Origin of the sequence: Clostridium senegalense (assembly GCF_018916625.1) — a bacterium.
Classification (GTDB): domain Bacteria; phylum Bacillota; class Clostridia; order Clostridiales; family Clostridiaceae; genus Clostridium_J; species Clostridium_J senegalense.
This window is the reverse complement of sequence record NZ_JAHLNC010000009.1, coordinates 115,913-133,327: the sequence shown is the minus strand read 5'-3', so window position 1 is coordinate 133,327 and position 17,415 is coordinate 115,913. Positions and strand designations below refer to the sequence as shown.

The following is a 17,415-nucleotide window of genomic DNA, read 5'->3' as shown; positions in this document are numbered from 1 at the left end:
AATTTTAGTAATTTCAATGTATATATATTTAAACTATAAATAATCATATTTTTTAAATACTATAAATTTAAAAATCTAGGTATTAACCTATCCCTAGATTTTAATTTAACTGTGAAGGCAACTTTGTAATAAATGTAGAAATAGATTTTTCTCTTCCTCTAATAATATTAAGACTATGCCATGCGGGAAGATGTAATAATTCTTCTATTGTAAAGTTATTGCCTATTTCTTCTTTTAACATTTGAAAATTTTCTTTTTCACATCCACTTAATAACATGAAGTTGCATCCTGTTCCCTTTAATGCTTCCCATAAGTTTTTAAACTGTTTTAAAAATTGGCAAGTAAAAACATATGTTGTTCTAAACTTTCTATCTTCTGCAATGTTCTTAATCATTAAACTGGTGCTATTATCAAGTTGATGTATTTCATCTAACATGATGTGTACAACTTTTCTATCTTCTCTATTTTTAATCATTGCAGCTCTCTTTTGTCCTGCGAGTTTCATTCTGCTCAAAAAGTAAATCATCACTATATCCTTTAATTCATAATCAGTAAAATAATCTTCTGTCATTAATACTAAAACTACTTTATTTTGCTCAAATATATTTACAAAATTAACATTATTTCTATCTATACCTAATAACATTTCTTCTGTCCTACTGTCTCTTAGGAGGGCGTTAAATCTATCTAATACTCTATCTGCTTTATCATTAGTTCCTACTGTTGTTGCCTTTCCATTCTTTCCAACTTTTTTATCATCTAATTTTTCTAAGGTTTCAAATCTGAAATCATCTTCTCTGTAAATATTCATTTCTTTAACTTTATTTACTACTACATATCTAAACCTATAATTAGTTAATAATTTGTAGATAGAATACATATCTGTATAACCTGCTAAAAATGTAAAACTAGCCGCTGCTACTAATATATTTCTCATATTTGCAGTTAGATCTTGAACATCATTTGTATTCACTGTATTTATAAATTTTTCTATCAACATACAGTAATCACTAGCAAATCTTTTGAGGTTTCTTTCATAATCTTCATCATGAGGAATATTGGATATATCTAGTTCTGGATAATCAAATGTAAATCCTTTGCTAAGATCTAATACAACTAAATCTTCTTTCGGTATATGCTTTGCAACTTCCCAAGCATTAGCATTGTTTTCTATATAATCAAAATAAACAATGCAATCTCCACCCTTGTATGCATTATAAACATAGTTCTCAAAGTATTTGCTTTTACCTGCACCTTTTACTGCAACTATTGCTTTACTTAAACATAATAAGTCTTTTATTCTACTCCAATAAGCACTTCCTTTACTACCATAAACATGGCCTAAAGGTATATATCCATCTTGTAGCTCTTTTGTAAGTGGTATCTCTGCAAAACCTAGCCTACTCATGCCAATTTCCTTTTGTAAAGTCACCTGTGGTAATAATAATAAATTCTGTAATTCTGATGGTGTTAATATCATTTTTGAATTGTCTATAGGTCTCCAAAATAACTCTCTATATTTTACTCTATTCATATTATCTTCAGTGGGTTTAACTTTTCTAGCAATTAGTGAATTATCTAAATCTAAACATCCAAAACAATTTTTAAATTGATTTAATATAAACTCTCTACGACTTTCCTCTTTAGCATATACAATACCTCGTATACTTGTTTCAAATCCTTTTTCAGTACCTTTTTCAATCGTTGCACGTTTTAATCCTTTTTCATTTTTTATTATCATCACATCATCATCTGTTGTATCTATTTTTTCTACTCCATCTTTTCCAAATAACATTTCTTCCATGCAATACATAAGCTCTAAAGCTACATCTAATGTTATATTGCCAAAAGTTTTAAATATATCTTTTAGTTTAAAATCAAATTTTTTCGGCATTTTACCACTTTTAAATTTTTTATAAGCTTGATTATAACTTCCCCACCATTCTGTGCTGAGTGGTTGCATTATAACTTGGTATATAAACCTTTCATTATCTTTTAACTGCTTTTTTAAATCTAATATATATTTTAATGGCTCTAATGCTTTATTGGTTGTCTTTAAAGAAAACATAAAGTGTTCTTTATTAACCATTTCTATAACATCCATATTTTTATTTATGTCTATTTCATAGTCCTTTTTATAACTACTAAATTTTATTTTATCTATATATTTACTATAGTTCTTTTGTACTCTATCTAAATTTCTATCTAATAACCGAAATTCTACATTCTTATTTGTTATTTCTATTTCATATATAAAGTTGTTTTGTAAAATTAGTATATCTGATTTTTCTTTACCCTTTACTAAATTTTTAATGCCACTTTTCTTAAATAATTTTTTAAAATGTATTGGTTCCCCCTCTTTCATTAATTCCTCAAGACAAGAAAAATTATATCGCTCAGTATAAGGAATTATATTGTGTAAACTCTTAATAAGATCCTTCATATTAGCATTATTAAGGGTAGCATTAGGTATTATTTTTAATCCACGCATAACAATGTCCTCCTGTATTTTATAATGACATCCTTAATTCAGTTCCTATCATTTCTAAAAGCCCTAAAAGAAATGGTACGAATTGCAATCCTATATATCCCATACAAGCCCATTTAATTATGTCTAACCCTTTACTTTTTTTACCCGTTATAACCATAAGTCCACCACAAATTAGCATTCCATAAGTTATCGGATAACCTAATCCTGCAAGCAATTCTATTATTGGATTAGTAATAGTTCTTATCTTTTGACTAACTTCTACTAAAGGCTCTGCATTTACTAAAACGGTATTAGTTGCACTTATAACCGTAGTAGACATAGCCACTTTATACATTGCTTTAACTTCACTGTCCTTTTCCATTAATTTGATAAACTTACTTTCTATTCTCTTCATTTTTCTTTTGTTAGGAATCTTGTTTTTTATATTGTCAGCATACCTTTTAATATCTTTTTTTATATCTATCTCTTTATTACAAACAACTTTATAATTTTTAACTATTAATATATCTAACATAATAAATGCCTCCCCAAATTTACTTTATTGTAGTAAGAACATATCCCAACACTTGTGTTATGATTGCCACTGTATAAGTTCTAACCCCGTATCTAAGTATTTTCGTTTTCTTAAGTAGTATTAATAATGCTCCTATCATTACTACTACTTTAGCTAATTCTTCTCCTACCATTCCACCTACCATTAAGCCATTTCCTATTGTTGTCAAAGTTATTTCCGTAAACCAGCTTTTAAAATTTTCCCACATACTTTAATGCCCCCCTAAAATATTTATTAATTAATTGGATATACTATTTCATGAGGTGATTTTTAAAATGACTAATAAAAAATTTGAAAATAGATTAAATACAATTTGGATTGGAATCGGCTATGCACTTATAGCAATTGGTGTATTATCTCTAGTTTGTAAATTAATTGTTAATATATAACCAAATCAATCACAATTTTCATTCTTGATGCATATAATTCTATTAGAATTTGTTTTAGACAAAGTCTATCTATTCATATGGATAGGCTTTTTTTATTACTTTTTATTTTCTAGTTGATACTTTTCCATTTAAAAATCTAGTATATCTATTTTTTTATCTGTCTTTTCTATTTTATTATTTTCTTTTGAAGTCCCACTATTTTCTTCAAGTGCTTTTCTTAATAGTCTTTTTATCTCACATGATTTATCTTCCATATTATTTAATAACTCATACAGCTCCAAATCTTTTGTAGTTTCTTTAAAACTAACACTTATCTTTCTAGCCATAACTGTTCACCCACTTTCTTAAATCCCATAACATTATCAAATAATGGATCATCACTTATTATTAGATTTTTAAGCCTATTTTTAAAAGCTCTTTCAAATATTAAACTACCACCACCAGTTAATAATACATATCCTTTAGCTAACTCAAAATTAAGTTGTAGTTCCTTATATATAGAGTTAAAGTGTCGTTGCAATATTGCTTTTATAAAACTCACATCTTGCTGCTCTCCATACAAAAACAAGCCTTCTCTTAAAATATTTTCACCTTCTTCTAATTTAAAGCTCTCAGTAAATTTGCTATTAACTTCATCAACTATATCTGTATAAACATTCATCATTCCTACTGGTATTGTTTTAACCCCTTGTATTCTACTCTCTTTAAATAAACATACATCTGTTGTTCTCCCACCAATATCAACTATAATAAGTTGTTTACTCCCTATTATTTTTTTATTTTCTAAAGACAAGTTATAGTAAGCACTTGCTCCCTCTGGAGCTATCTCTATATCACTTATAATAATGTCTCTTGTCACTCCATCTATTGTTATACTCTTACCTCTATTTCCTTCTATAAGGTCTTTAAGATTATATTTATTCTTCTTATATTGTTGTATTGGAAGTCCTAAGACAACTTGAAATATATTCTCTTTAGAACTTTTAGCTAAAGCAGTAAACAATAATGGTAATGTAGTATCTTTCAAACTCTTATTCCAATCAGTAGAAAACTCACCTTCACCTACATAAATCCTATTTCCTTCATATATAATTTCATTATTGTCTGTAAAACTTTCTATTTCTGAAATTTTACTAAAAAATGATACTCTTTCAGATGTTTTTACTCCAAAGTTACCTAAATCTACTCCAATTAACATACATTTCAGCTCCTTGTTGCTCTCTATGTTATATATCTATGCACCATTGTTCGGAAAGTTTCCTACTTTTAGTAATTTTTTCTTATATTTAATTTTTTTTCGTAAATTCGATATTTAAAAATAAAAAAAGCACCTAATCTTCAAGGTACCAAATTTCTTCTACCTTTCGATTAAGTGCTTTAGCAATAATTAATAATGTTTCTATATTACCTTGTGTTTTATTTGCTTCTATAGTCGAATATGTGCTTTGACTTATTCCAATCATTGCACAAAATTCTTTCTGATTCATAAGAAATTCTCGCATACGAATTTCTTTAAGTTTATTTTTAACCCCCACAATACCACCTCAGTTTATATTATTCGATATTGTGATTTTATTTCCTTTTAAATTATTTATAGTATTATCTACATTTCACTAAGTAACCTATATACGCACATTTGGAAGTTTTTTCGATATCGGTGAAACACTATTCACATTTCACTAAGTAACCTAGATACAGGAGGAGTAAGAAATCCTGATTTAGAAGCTAATCCATTCACATTTCACTAAGTAACCTAGATACCTGAAGATTCTAATTGTTATCACATTGCAATTTACGCATTCACATTTCACTAAGTAACTTAGATACTTTGTACACTTAAAATACTTGCTGTATTCCATATTCCATTCACATTTCACTAAGTAACTTAGATACAAATACGATTAATTTGTAGTTTGAATTTATTGCTAATTCACATTTCACTAAGTAACTTAGATACCCCAAATAGAAATGTTATTATCACTGGGTTTAGAGTATATTAAATTGTAAATTTTGCAGTAAACCTACAATAAGTTTTTCTTAATTTTAATTTATTAGCCTAAAGCCATTGATTTTACTGTATTTGCAGTATTTTTATTACTTAATAGGTTTACTGCAAATTTTAAATATGTGAAATGTCTTGACGGTAACACAGTGTCAAGCCTTTACCCTTTCCGAGTGCCAATTTAGCCTCAGACTTAGGACAGTGAATTGCCCTTAGTTTCGTTACTCAAAAGTATTATAATACATAATTTGTAAGTTGTCTAATATATTTATTCTTTTTTGTTCAACTTATAAAATTCACTTTCCTCTTTTGATTTAATATATTTAGTACTTTTTGCTATATTTCTAGCTGCATTGTAATCAGCATTAAGCTCACATTTACATTTAGGATTCTTGCAAATAAATTTTTCCTGAATTTCTCTTTGTCCTTCTTCATAATTACCACATACACTACAAGTTTGGCTAGTATGATAAGGATCTACATATTTTATTCCTATACCCTCTCTTTTAGCCTTATATTCTATAAATTGTTGAAGTTGATAATAACTCCAATTTCTTAAAACTGACTTTTCTTGAGTTTCTTTTAAGCTTAAAAATTCTAAATTTATTTGACTTGCCTTATTATCTACTGCAAATTTAATTATATTACTACTTATAAAATGATTATATGTTTTTGCAAATTTTTTTTCTTTTTCTTCAAATCGACTTAATGATTGTAATTTTTTATTTCTTCCCCTTCCTCCATTAGCACTTTGTAATTGCTTTTGAAATTTTCTTCTTCTTGATTGCATTTGAGTTCTAACTTTTAAAAAGTCATCTATACTTCCAATAGATTTTTTTATATATTCTACATCATTCAATACTACATATGCAGGTATTTTCATTCCCAAATCTACACCAACAACTCTTCCTTCAACTTTTTCATTTTTATTATTTTCAGGTATATCTAATGTTAAATTCAATATAAGATTATTATTTTTATCAAATTGTAAACTGCTATCACATATTTTATATTCTTCATTAACAACTTTATTCAATGTATGTCTTAATTCTAAAGAATTTTTAATTCTATTACCTAATACTACTTTAAACTCAATACCTTCAATCCATTTAATTTTTATATCTTTATCATCATAATAAAATTTTAAATCTCTACCTCTTGTTAATAATGGAAATGTTCTTTTATAATTTCTTATACTTCTTTCTCCTTTTAATAATCCACTAGTCTTATCTGCTTTTATATCATTTTTTACTCTCTGAGTAATTAAACTTTTATTATCTAAGTGCTGAAATGGAACTTTATCTAATACTTGATATAAGTCATCTATATATTTTTCCTTAAATTCCATTTGTATATCCATTCTTTTAATTTTTGCAACTTTTAATGCTTGCTCTATTTTTATTATGTTATTTTTATATTTAATTATATTAGCTTTTTCATCATCTATTTTGTTTTGATTTTCTAAAATTTTTTCTTCATTAATTTTTTTTGAAGTTTTTATTTTTTCTATCTTTATTTTTATTTTTTCAATATTTAGTTTTGCTTTTTCTACTTTGCTTTCTAACTCTGTTTTCTGTTTTTCAAGGCGTATTTCCAACCCACTCTCATTCATTCTCAATATTTCACCAGTGGCAAGATAAGTCATTCCCATATTTAAACCTCTATATTGATTATATTGTTCATCTCTTATCCATCTATATTTTTCTTTTCTTTCTTCATCAGAGCCTATTACTGTAATTTTTAATTTTCTTGCAATAATCATTAATTATGTTCCTCCACAAATTTTATGTAATAATAAGCTATTCTATAAATTTTATTTATTTCCTTTTGAACACACAAATAAAAGATAGTTTTAAATTTAATCAAACTATGTTTTGTTTAATCATCTATTTTAATTTTTCAATACATTTATACTGTTTTGAAAATATTCTTTTTATAATTAAATTTAATTGATAATCATTTTTATTAAATTGACATATTAAATATCACATTGTAAAATTTAGGTATTAGAATATTATAAAAAGATTAACTTAAGTAGGGGGATTTTTTGAAAAATGAATAAATTCAAGTGGACACTTAGTACTTTATTAGGTACGATTGCTATATTTTTTAGTATAGGATTTATAGCAGTTGGATTAGATTTACCTTTTTTATTTATTGCAGGTTTAGTAATTTCTCCTGTATCTGTAATTCTATTCAATAAAAAATTTAAAGTAAAACCAAAGAAATATTATTCTAGTTTAATTGGTATTGTTTTAGTTTCCTTAATAATTGCAATGATTACAATGCCATCTGATATAAGTAGTAAAAATAAGGTAGCTACTACAAGTAAGCAAAAAGTCGTATCAGAAAGTAACAAGAAAGATGAAGTAAAACAAGAAAAGAAACAGGAGAAAAAAGAAGAACCTAAAAAAGCTGATACACCTTCACCAACTACTACTGAAAATAAATTTGAAGGATATAAGTTAATAAAAGTAGATGGTGGAGATTTATCAGGTCATAGAGAGCCTAATGTTGTTGTAAATATAGGTTTTGGTGATAGAGAATACTATGCTTTTACTAATGAATATGGTCAATTAGTTAAAGTAACTGCTAAAAAGATTATTCTACAAAATGATTCAACAGAACCAGTTAATTCAAAAGGAAGATATTATAATGATGAAGCGAAAGTTCCAGGAACTGAAAGTAAATCTCTAGATGAAGGACATGTAATTGCCGATTCACTTGGTGGAGTTTCAAATGCTTATAATATAACTCCTCAAAACAGTACACTTAATAGACATGGAGATCAAGCTTATATGGAAGATGCTATAAGGAAAGCTGGTGGTTGTACAGATTTTGTTGCAATAATTACTTATCCAGATACAACTACTCAAATTCCAAGTCATTACAGTTATACATACACATTGAATGGTAATGTAATTAATGATGAATTTGATAATATAAATCCAGATGAATATAATGCAACAAATTTAGATTCAAATAACTCAAATGCTAATAGTAGTTCTAATAGTAATGAAAATAGCACAAATAATAATCCAGAAGTGAATACAAATAGTACAGAAAATGTAATTACTGAACCAAGTGAGGGTATAGTATATTGGACACCTAAAGGCAAGAGTTATCATACTACAAGAAGTTGTCCAACATTATCTAGGAGTAAAACTATTTTAGAAGGAACTATTGAAGAGAGTGGGAAAAGTGATCCATGTGATAGATGTCACTAATTATTAAGAATAAAGAGCCAGTATAATTAGATTACTGGCTCTTTATTTATTCATTTCTCTTAATTTTTATTTATTTTATATCTTTAGTTGTATTATGTTTATTTATGTGTTTTCAGATTTACCCCAATAATTCAATATTAAGCTAATGCGACCTATTTAATAATTTCTATTCTTCCAATTTTAGTTGCATCTATTAATACAGACATATCTTCCTCATCATTTAATTCCTCACCTGTACTAATCTTATATATTGAACACTCTTTTAAATATAGTTCTTTATTAGTTAAATTAGGATTGGTAGTATACTTCATCAATTTACCAACATATACAATATCAATATCATCTATATATACTCTTGCCCAGCATCCATTAGGCTGATCTAATGAATAATTCCATACACTAGAATATGGCTCTATATTTGTTTTATATAACTTTTTTCCTAAATAATTCACAGAATTATTTTGTTTCATTCTACATAAGATTATAGATATTAATATCGATACTAATATAACTAAACAATTGTATAATATATTTTTATTACTTATATTTTTAGCATATGAATTAATTAAATTTGAGCTTAAATATACCTTATCATTAGTAATAAATTTAGTAATAACATTGATAAATACATATATAAATTTAGCAGTATAATTAATTATATAACTTAAAATTATGCTTTCTATTATAATACTATGATCCTCATTTTTGCTCTCTTTATGCATATGTGATTTAATTGCAATAGCTATGTATCCTGGAATTATAAATGTAAATAACTGTGGTATTTGATTAATTATCGTATTAATGTCCATATATAATATTATTTTTTACTCCTTTTATGCTTAGGTATACCTGGTTTTTTAGTTTTGGGTTCTGGATTGCTTCCTATATTGCCACTATAAGATAATCTACTTTTTTTCTCTTCTAAATTCTCATTTTTTTTAGACGTATTTTGAAAAATTTTTCTACGTTCCATAATAAATTCCCCCTTGTAAAATTTCAAATTATATTCTGTTCTTAATTTCTATATATAATTTAAAATTCCTCTAAAAAAGTCAGATATAGTAATTCTATATCTGACTTTTTTCATTACCACTTTTCTGTTTTATTTTTAGATGCATGCATTTTATATTCTGTACTATAATTTTTATTTTCTTTTTTTATATTATTCATAGCCTGGTTTTTCATAAAATCTAAAAAATATCTATCAACAGCTTCGTACTTTGATTCATTTAAATTTTTCATATAAATACATCTCCTTATTGTTACTAACTATAATAATTTTCAAAAAAACCTGGATTCAACTGTTTATTAAAATAATATTTTCTTTTTATCCATATAAATCCATCGGTTTTTGATATAAGAGCTACATCTATAGGTCCACCTACTGATTGATTTCCTTCTTCCATTGAAAGCGTTCTCCTAAATGATGTTAAATTTACCAAAGTTTCTGCCATATGTGCTAATTCTTCTTTAGGTGCAACTGCTACAGTTTGAAGCATTGGTCCCCAATATTTTGATGATTTATCCTTTATATTTTCTTCTACTTCTTCTTTTAACTTTTCAAAGCACTTATCAATATAATTGCATTCGCACTCTTGATTTTGTTTTATGGTATCTTTTGTTTTTTCAACTGTCTGCATAATACTATATAACATATTGTCATCTATGCCTGTCATAAATGTATTAATAACATCATCTTGTGCAAAAGGTATAATACTTGCATTTACATCATCATTTATACTTACGTTTCCTCCTAAAGTATACTTTAATTCTCCAAAAAATATTCCTAAAAAATTTATACTTTCAACACTAGGGTAAAGCTCCTTATCTCCATATCCAGCTATAACTATTCCTGATCGTTCACCTTTATTATGCTTTTTAGTTAATATCATTATACATATATCTATAAGCATATTTTTTGCATTATCATGAATGACTCCTATTTTAGACTCTATAATTTCTTTTATATCATTTATGCATTCTTTTCTTATTTCTTTTTCTTTTTCTTTAAATTTTATATCATCCTTAAAGTTAGAATAGATATTATAAATTTCGCTAATAATATTTTCGATTATATTATTAAGCTGATTTTTAATAACTTCCTCATGTATTTTATCATCTTTTAAAACCATTTCATCTTCAATTAACTCCCAGCTTGATTTTATGTTATTATCTATTTGATTAATTAAAGATACTACTTGATACAAATAATAATTTTTGTTATTTGTATTGCTAAAAGATGTTTTTAGATAATTCAAGAAATTTTTGCTATAATCACTTATATATTCAAATGATGTATTTTTCAATTGTTTTCTATATTCTTTTATCAGTATTTCTATAGGGCATCCTAATACTTCAACATTATCATAAATCATTATTCCAACAGGATTATACTTTGATAATGTAAAGATTTTATTGGCAGTATTATAAAACTTTATTCCATTTCCAATCGTAACAGCGCTGTCAGCTGCTAAAGCAACCCCTTGTTTATTTAAAATTCCAACCTCAACTGTCATACCATATCTCCTTTTAAAATGAATTTATACATTAATATGTGTTATAATATAATATTCGTCATTTTTTCCAAAAAAACCTTGTTTAAATATAAAATTAAATTAAATAATAAATATAATCCTTAAGAAATACCTTTAATAATTTAAAATCCTATTCTTTTTAATACTAAGTCTAATGTTTCTTTTCGTGATTTTCCTCTTAGTACAATATTTGATTTAATTCCTGTTAATGCACCTACAGAATAGACACTTCTGCCTATACCTTCTACATACTTAATATGATCTACACATATACAATCTTCTAAATACCAACTTAGTATGTTAGCTATATGTTCATCTGCTGTGCCTTTTGCAAAAACTACACAATTTCTATGAGATTTTATTGGATTATTTTCTATTGATTTTCCTGTTAATCCTTTTACTATTGCATTAGCTACTTTTGCAGCATTATAACTATTCATATCTTCCCTATTATCACAAAAACATACTTCAACTAACATAGCTTCACAGCTTGTATTACCTATTACATATAAATCACTACCATCTTTTATACCACGATTAGTAAATCCTAATGAAACTAAATTATTTAATATGTTATTTGCCTGTTTATAACTCTTACCACCATATGTGAACACTTCTGTACCATGAGCATTTTTATTAAAACGATTAAAATGAATAGATACATAAAAATCTAAATTATTATTGTTTGCTACTGATACTCTTCTACTTAAACTATCATTTAATGATGTACAAGTATCTACTGTACAGTTAATAACTGTGTGGCCTAATTGTTTAAGTTTTGATATTACTAAATTACCAACTTCTCTAGTTAAATCACTTTCTGGTCTTATTCCCACTGCTCCATAATCATAACTTCCTCTATACTGGGTATATGACCACAATCAATCCCTATCTTCATTCTTTATTCACCATCCCTATTATTTTCTTTTATAGCTTGTCTAGTAGAGCTTTGTCCAAAATAAAATGCTATTATCATTGAAAATATAGTTAAAAATTCATTGCTACTTATTCCACCTTTTATTGCAAGAAAACAGAACACTACAGTAGTTAATAATGCTATGATTTTCTTAATCTGCAACATATTCTTTAATTGATTCATCTGCACCATCCCTTTCTATAACAAACCTCTTTGTGCTGCATAAAAAAAGAAGCTTATAAAAGCTCCTATAAGTAATCCTATAAACCATTTCATAACTGTGGTTAATTGTTTTAAGTTTTCACATAGATTTTTTATTTCTGTTTTAAGACTAGCATTATCCTGTTCAAGTTTATCTAATCTATTGGCATGATTATTTAATCTAGTATCATGTGTTTTTAATTGATGTTGTATTAATTCATCATTCATTTTTCCACCACTTTCTTTATAAAATCATATGAATAATAATAACAATATTGTTAATACTAATGATAATCATTTCTTTATTTTTTAGGAGGAATATTTCAATGGAAATATTAGAATATTTATATTTAATTTCAAATACATTCGTTGCATTAATAATAATATTTAAATTTATAAAACCTTATTTTAATAAAAAAAAAACCTTATATGCAATAAATATTAAAAATAACATTGTCATAAATGTCTTATAATAAAAAAATCCAATAAAAAAGACCTGCTTGCTGGTCTATATTTATTGGATTTTATATTTTATTTAATTCATCTTAGTTATCTTTAGCGACGCATATTACTACGTCGCTAAAGAATTACTTTTTTATTAATACACTATATACTATCATCATTAAATGCAGCTAATAATTCATTATATTCTTTATACAGTCTCCATAGACTTGTCATATAAATTTGCATATTAGGATTTTTTATTATATCTCCTCTCCTTAAATTTAAGTGATTATTAAAATTATCCTCTATATCAGTTAATAACGCCATAACATCATCACTTAAATATTCACTTAAAATCATTAATTTTAAAATTATATTTTTACTTTCTTCATGGAAATAATTTAACATCTCAAAATAATTACCAAAACTTTTTTCAAAATCCATTTTACCTAATCTTATATTACAATCAACCTTTACATGTGGATTTATACGCATACAAATATCTATTAAATCTTCTTCTTTTAACTTTTCTAATTCAATATCATTTGGTTCATCGTATTTTAAAATTGTATCTATTAAACTTTCTTCCAACTTATAAAGTGATACTATATTGTTAAATAGATACTTATGAAGTTTTCTTTTTCTTTTATTATTGGGATAATAAATTGTAATTGCATAAAATATATATGATGCAATATAAGCTAAACTAAGATTATTTATTAAATTATATAAATTTTCACCACCCTTAAATATCTCTGGAATGTTAGATGTAAGTATATATGATACTGCTATAATAATAGATGTTAGTAAAAATTTATTTATGGTTTTATTGTTTTTATCTCTAAAAACAATAAAAAATCCATTTTTTCCATTGTTTCTCATATTCTCACCCCTGTTCAATATTACCATACCTAAATGATAATATTAAACACCTTTACCATGTTCTAATATATGATCTTCAATCGCTTGTCTATAAGTTTTATTAGTCTTTGGATTTAACCCTCCATTCATAATTCTTTCTACTGCTATTCTCACCACTACTTTATTGTTATCTATTGTGTAACTTCTTCTATTACTCCACTATGCACCAATATATAATCTTCTACTGCTTTTCTATAATCTGGATTAGTTACATCATCTAATAAAAATTCTCTATCTCTTAAAGGATTTATCCCCTTATTTATTATCCTTTCTGCTATTATTCTTACTATTACCTCATTCACCATTATAAAATACCTCCTAAATCTTTATTTTCCTTTAATAACAATTGATTCTCTAATTCTTCTTTTTCTCTTCTTAATTTTTCTTCTTCTGTTTCTTTTCTTTCTATATATTTATCTATAATTATTAAATCCTTTAATTCAGTTATATTTTTATCTTTAGAAATGTCTATATGATATTCAATAGCTTCATTAAAGTTATTATCATCATAATCATAAGGCAAATCTATAAAATCTATTTCTTCAGGTCTAAGATTATCTGAAAGATATTCTCCTCTCATCTTACCAAAAGTTCCATTTAATATAAATCCTGTTTTTTTATCAAAAATAATTCTTTGACCATACTCTTTTAACATATATTTTTCCTCCTAAAACTTGAAAGCATACCATATATATAATGGTCTATTGATGTTATTTTTTATAGCTACTGGTAGATGAAATCCATTATTATTTATGTGATCACTAGGTAACCACCCACGACTCCAATATAATGCACTTGATTCTGATACATGATAGGATGAATCAGACATTGCTAAGCATGCACCTATATCATTCTTTAATCCTAATTGTTCATTAATATTATCTGAATAATCTTCTCTAAATACTACTGTAGAAGCTACTGCAGATGGATTTGCATAACTCCAACGAGTTTGTAAAACTACTAAATCTGGCTTAAATCCTATACCTGAAACTTGAACAAAATATGCAGACTCACCTGAATACTTTTCTTGATTAGTGGAACATTCTGTAATTCCACTAGCGTATTTTGCACCAGTATCTATACTAGATATTCTATTTATTAAACTGTTTAAGCTTTCAGTTCCACTAGCACTTTGTCCTTTTAAGCTTAAATTACTAGCCATAGTATTTTTTAATGATTGAGTTTTGCTTTTAAGGGTAGAAAACGTGTCTGTATTTACTAGTGGTGAGCCAATAACGTCCACCCAATTCTTTTTACCGTCATTGGCAAATTGAAAAAGTTCTTGTATTGCTGCTTGAACCTCTGTTGCATTCATTCCTGAAATTTTATTTAATTTAACCTTATTAGCTGATAAATCTATATTATCTATGTCCTTCGTTATTTCATCCAAATGCGACTCAACTGATTTGCCATCATTACAATTTATATCCTCTGCTTTTAGAGTTATATCACCAGTTTTTTCATTAACTTTTGTAACTGGAATTTTAATATTATTTATTTTATTATCTAGAACTTCTAAGTCAGATTTTTTAGCAAATATTATTGTTGGGTCTATCTTCAATTGAATATTTTCCGTATTTACAACACATAAAATTAAATCTAACAACAATTCTTTAGTAGAACCATCTGTAATTACTGGTTTGTAAGTTTCAGCACATTTACATATACCAATAAGATTATTTTCATCATCAAAAGCTCCATACTCTCTTATAGTAAATCCACCCACTGTGGCAGGTATCATTAATTCAATATGAATCCAATTCAGATTATCTTTGTCAATTTCAACATGATTTATGTTTCCTTCCCAAACAGTATTTTTTAAATCTGTCTGTTCTTCAGTGGGTTCATAATAAGAACCTCCACCATCACCAACTTTCATTTTAGTAAAATTTATTTTAGTTCCAAAACCAATACTATTAGCTATTTTTGCTTTTCCTATTTTAGTTAGCAAACTATAAAATTTTTCTGCCATTTTTAAGCCTCCTTTGGGTATGTTTTAATATTTTCTAAGCTAGAATGTTGAGCTATAGGTATATATACATTAGCTTTGGAATTTAAATTATTAGGTGTCCATGGATAAACTTTTATAATTTCTCCTGTAAATCCTATTAATGCATTGTATAAGTTAGATTTTGTAACTGATAATAATTTATATTTAATATCTAAATGTGAAGGAACTATTCTTCTTACTTCTTTATACATTGGCTTTAATTCAGTTTTAAAACCATTTTCACTCTTTAAATCAATTCCAATTACATATGGTGCAACACTATCTGAAATGTCACATTTTGCTTTGGTAAAATTATTAATTACACGTTCTATAACTTTAGGATTAGTAGTTACATCTTTAGTTTGTAATTTTGAAATTATTTTAGCCCTTCTCACTTCTATATCTTCACTTAAATTAACAGGAACTTTTAATCTTCTTTCCCAAAATACTAAACCCCACGTTGCAGTTTGAGGAAATAATTGAAGCATTATATCATCTAACTGTTTTTCTACTAAATCTTCTTCACTTCCTATAGCTTCAAAGATAGCTTGCATAATTTCATTTTTCTCATATATAGGTGATACTGAATTAAACATCATATTTCCTTTTTTAGACTTTATCATGATATGTTAGTCACCTCACCTAAAACTGGAACTTGATCCTCTAATTTAATATTATTAACTCCACTATTTATAGTTAATTCTGTATAATCTTCTATTCCTTCAGCCTCTAATATATATGAACCTATTATTGTATTAATAGCATTGTATTTAACTACTCCATTTATCTTTATTTGCTTTAAATATTTAGTTATTTTCTCTTTCAATGTTGGCAATATCATATCTAATGTATAACCTTCTAAGAATATAAACTTAGCACTTATATTAATATTTAACGGTATTAATGTGGCTATTGTAACTATAGCTCCTACTGGTGCTTTACCTCCTCGATTTTCACCTTCTTTTTTATCTGGATAAATATAATCTTTAACATTCTTAATTAATTGTTCTGTTGCAGGTTGCATATTTTTATCTAATACTAGTACCTTTACAGTTTGAGGACCATTCCAAAGCTCAATACAATCAGCATATCCAACTCCATCAACTTCTTTGGCCCATCTTATATAGTCTATATCTGCACCACTTAATCTATCTTCCTGTTCAGCAGCTATAACTCTTTGTCGATAGTGTTCTTCATCTTCAATATCAGTTCCACCTTTAAAGGCCTCTTCATTTGTAATACTCTTTACTCCATTTATAGTAGAAATAAGAACTGTTATAGTATTAGGTAACACATTACCTATAACACCTTTTTTAGTACATTTTGCGTTAACATAAGCAACTTCTGAATCATCAATAATTTTAGTTTCTATAAATTCAAATTCTATAGATTCTTTTTCTGCGGTTGATACTGTACCTGTTAAATCTCCTTTTTTGATTATTGTTCCGTTTTTACCTTCAACTTTTATTGGACCTATAGATTCTGTTGGTGGGTTTTTAAATACTCCCTTACATTCTCCTAAGTACTCAAGATATCTTCCTTCTGCTGTTTCAGGAAACGCCATTCCTAAAATATATTGCATATCTATATTTTTCATTTTTGATATTTCTTCCGCATTAGGTCTAGTTGCATCCCAAAATATATCTCCTTCAATCAAACTTACATTCTTAGGCGCTTTTTTTAACATTCTTTGATGTATATCTTCAACAGTTTCATTCAAACTTAGTACATTTATTTGTTCCATTTA

Annotated in this window: 20 protein-coding genes, 1 pseudogene and 1 CRISPR repeat array; of the genes and pseudogenes, 1 reads left to right on the top strand and 20 read right to left on the bottom strand. The window is 26.4% G+C overall.

Annotation, left to right across the window (positions count from 1 at the left end; translation table 11 throughout):
- Nucleotides 1-100 precede the first annotated feature (100 nt).
- The 7 genes from KQI36_RS14710 to KQI36_RS14680 all read right to left on the bottom strand — a co-directional run bounded on the left by KQI36_RS14710 (nucleotide 101) and on the right by KQI36_RS14680 (nucleotide 7,197).
- A complete protein-coding gene (locus KQI36_RS14710) occupies nucleotides 101-2,491 on the bottom strand; it encodes a hypothetical protein (protein ID WP_216451535.1) in 2,391 nt (796 codons plus the stop codon).
- Between the two features lie 19 nt (nucleotides 2,492-2,510).
- The gene (locus KQI36_RS14705) at nucleotides 2,511-3,005 is read right to left on the bottom strand and encodes a pilin (RefSeq protein ID WP_216451534.1); all 495 of its coding nucleotides are present in this window, start codon (nucleotides 3,003-3,005) and stop codon (nucleotides 2,511-2,513) included.
- 19 nt (nucleotides 3,006-3,024) lie between these two features.
- Nucleotides 3,025-3,252: a hypothetical protein gene (locus tag KQI36_RS14700; RefSeq protein WP_216451533.1), complete on the bottom strand. Its 228-nt coding sequence runs from the start codon at nucleotides 3,250-3,252 to the stop codon at nucleotides 3,025-3,027.
- 309 nt (nucleotides 3,253-3,561) lie between these two features.
- Nucleotides 3,562-3,759: a circadian clock-controlled protein gene (locus KQI36_RS14695; RefSeq protein ID WP_216451532.1), complete on the bottom strand. Its 198-nt coding sequence runs from the start codon at nucleotides 3,757-3,759 to the stop codon at nucleotides 3,562-3,564.
- Nucleotides 3,744-4,631: a ParM/StbA family protein gene (locus tag KQI36_RS14690; RefSeq protein ID WP_216451531.1), complete on the bottom strand. Its 888-nt coding sequence runs from the start codon at nucleotides 4,629-4,631 to the stop codon at nucleotides 3,744-3,746. The genes KQI36_RS14695 and KQI36_RS14690 overlap by 16 nt, the downstream gene beginning before the upstream one ends.
- Nucleotides 4,632-4,764: 133 nt before the next feature.
- Nucleotides 4,765-4,968: a helix-turn-helix transcriptional regulator gene (locus KQI36_RS14685; RefSeq protein WP_342357395.1), complete on the bottom strand. Its 204-nt coding sequence runs from the start codon at nucleotides 4,966-4,968 to the stop codon at nucleotides 4,765-4,767.
- 66 nt (nucleotides 4,969-5,034) lie between these two features.
- Nucleotides 5,035-5,390: direct repeats of the CRISPR family, unit length 29 nt; unit sequence ATTCACATTTCACTAAGTAACTTAGATAC.
- Nucleotides 5,391-5,703: 313 nt separating this feature from the next.
- Nucleotides 5,704-7,197: an RNA-guided endonuclease TnpB family protein gene (locus tag KQI36_RS14680; RefSeq protein ID WP_216451530.1), complete on the bottom strand. Its 1,494-nt coding sequence runs from the start codon at nucleotides 7,195-7,197 to the stop codon at nucleotides 5,704-5,706.
- Nucleotides 7,198-7,489: 292 nt separating this feature from the next.
- On the opposite strand from KQI36_RS14680, the gene KQI36_RS17780 reads away from it, so the two are divergent.
- Entirely contained in the window at nucleotides 7,490-8,662 is a 1,173-nt protein-coding gene (locus tag KQI36_RS17780; protein ID WP_244991611.1) for a DNA/RNA non-specific endonuclease, read from the top strand.
- A 152-nt stretch (nucleotides 8,663-8,814) separates the two neighbouring features.
- On the opposite strand, the gene KQI36_RS14665 is transcribed toward KQI36_RS17780, so the two are convergent.
- From KQI36_RS14665 to KQI36_RS14605, 13 genes and pseudogenes are all read right to left on the bottom strand, one after another.
- Nucleotides 8,815-9,471, bottom strand: coding sequence for a DUF6338 family protein (locus KQI36_RS14665; RefSeq protein ID WP_216451529.1), 657 nt, complete (start codon nucleotides 9,469-9,471; stop codon nucleotides 8,815-8,817).
- A gap of 8 nt (nucleotides 9,472-9,479) precedes the next feature.
- On the bottom strand, nucleotides 9,480-9,635 hold the full coding sequence (locus KQI36_RS14660) for a hypothetical protein (RefSeq protein ID WP_216451528.1): 156 nt from the start codon (nucleotides 9,633-9,635) through the stop codon (nucleotides 9,480-9,482).
- Nucleotides 9,636-9,748: 113 nt separating this feature from the next.
- Nucleotides 9,749-9,904 (bottom strand): hypothetical protein, encoded by a 156-nt coding sequence (locus tag KQI36_RS14655; RefSeq protein ID WP_216451527.1) that lies wholly within the window; start codon nucleotides 9,902-9,904, stop codon nucleotides 9,749-9,751.
- Nucleotides 9,905-9,927: 23 nt separating this feature from the next.
- Nucleotides 9,928-11,178 carry a hypothetical protein gene (locus KQI36_RS14650; protein ID WP_216451526.1) on the bottom strand — a complete coding sequence of 417 codons (1,251 nt, stop codon included), beginning with the start codon at nucleotides 11,176-11,178 and terminating at the stop codon, nucleotides 9,928-9,930.
- A 383-nt stretch (nucleotides 11,179-11,561) separates the two neighbouring features.
- Nucleotides 11,562-12,094 (bottom strand): annotated as a pseudogene (locus KQI36_RS14645) (N-acetylmuramoyl-L-alanine amidase); the annotation flags it as partial.
- Nucleotides 12,095-12,097: 3 nt separating this feature from the next.
- On the bottom strand, nucleotides 12,098-12,295 hold the full coding sequence (locus KQI36_RS14640; RefSeq protein WP_216451525.1) for a hypothetical protein: 198 nt from the start codon (nucleotides 12,293-12,295) through the stop codon (nucleotides 12,098-12,100).
- 15 nt (nucleotides 12,296-12,310) lie between these two features.
- Nucleotides 12,311-12,541: a hemolysin XhlA family protein gene (locus tag KQI36_RS14635; RefSeq protein ID WP_216451524.1), complete on the bottom strand. Its 231-nt coding sequence runs from the start codon at nucleotides 12,539-12,541 to the stop codon at nucleotides 12,311-12,313.
- 378 nt (nucleotides 12,542-12,919) lie between these two features.
- On the bottom strand, nucleotides 12,920-13,639 hold the full coding sequence (locus KQI36_RS14630; protein WP_216451523.1) for a hypothetical protein: 720 nt from the start codon (nucleotides 13,637-13,639) through the stop codon (nucleotides 12,920-12,922).
- 170 nt (nucleotides 13,640-13,809) lie between these two features.
- Entirely contained in the window at nucleotides 13,810-13,983 is a 174-nt protein-coding gene (locus KQI36_RS14625) for a hypothetical protein (RefSeq protein WP_216451522.1), read from the bottom strand.
- Nucleotides 13,983-14,333: a hypothetical protein gene (locus KQI36_RS14620; RefSeq protein WP_216451521.1), complete on the bottom strand. Its 351-nt coding sequence runs from the start codon at nucleotides 14,331-14,333 to the stop codon at nucleotides 13,983-13,985. Before KQI36_RS14620 ends, KQI36_RS14625 begins: the two co-directional genes overlap by 1 nt.
- Nucleotides 14,334-14,345: 12 nt before the next feature.
- On the bottom strand, nucleotides 14,346-15,650 hold the full coding sequence (locus KQI36_RS17775; protein WP_244991610.1) for a phage tail protein: 1,305 nt from the start codon (nucleotides 15,648-15,650) through the stop codon (nucleotides 14,346-14,348).
- 2 nt (nucleotides 15,651-15,652) lie between these two features.
- Nucleotides 15,653-16,291: a putative phage tail protein gene (locus KQI36_RS14610; protein ID WP_216451520.1), complete on the bottom strand. Its 639-nt coding sequence runs from the start codon at nucleotides 16,289-16,291 to the stop codon at nucleotides 15,653-15,655.
- Nucleotides 16,288-17,412, bottom strand: coding sequence for a baseplate J/gp47 family protein (locus KQI36_RS14605; protein WP_216451519.1), 1,125 nt, complete (start codon nucleotides 17,410-17,412; stop codon nucleotides 16,288-16,290). Before KQI36_RS14605 ends, KQI36_RS14610 begins: the two co-directional genes overlap by 4 nt.
- Between the last annotated feature and the right edge of the window lie 3 nt (nucleotides 17,413-17,415).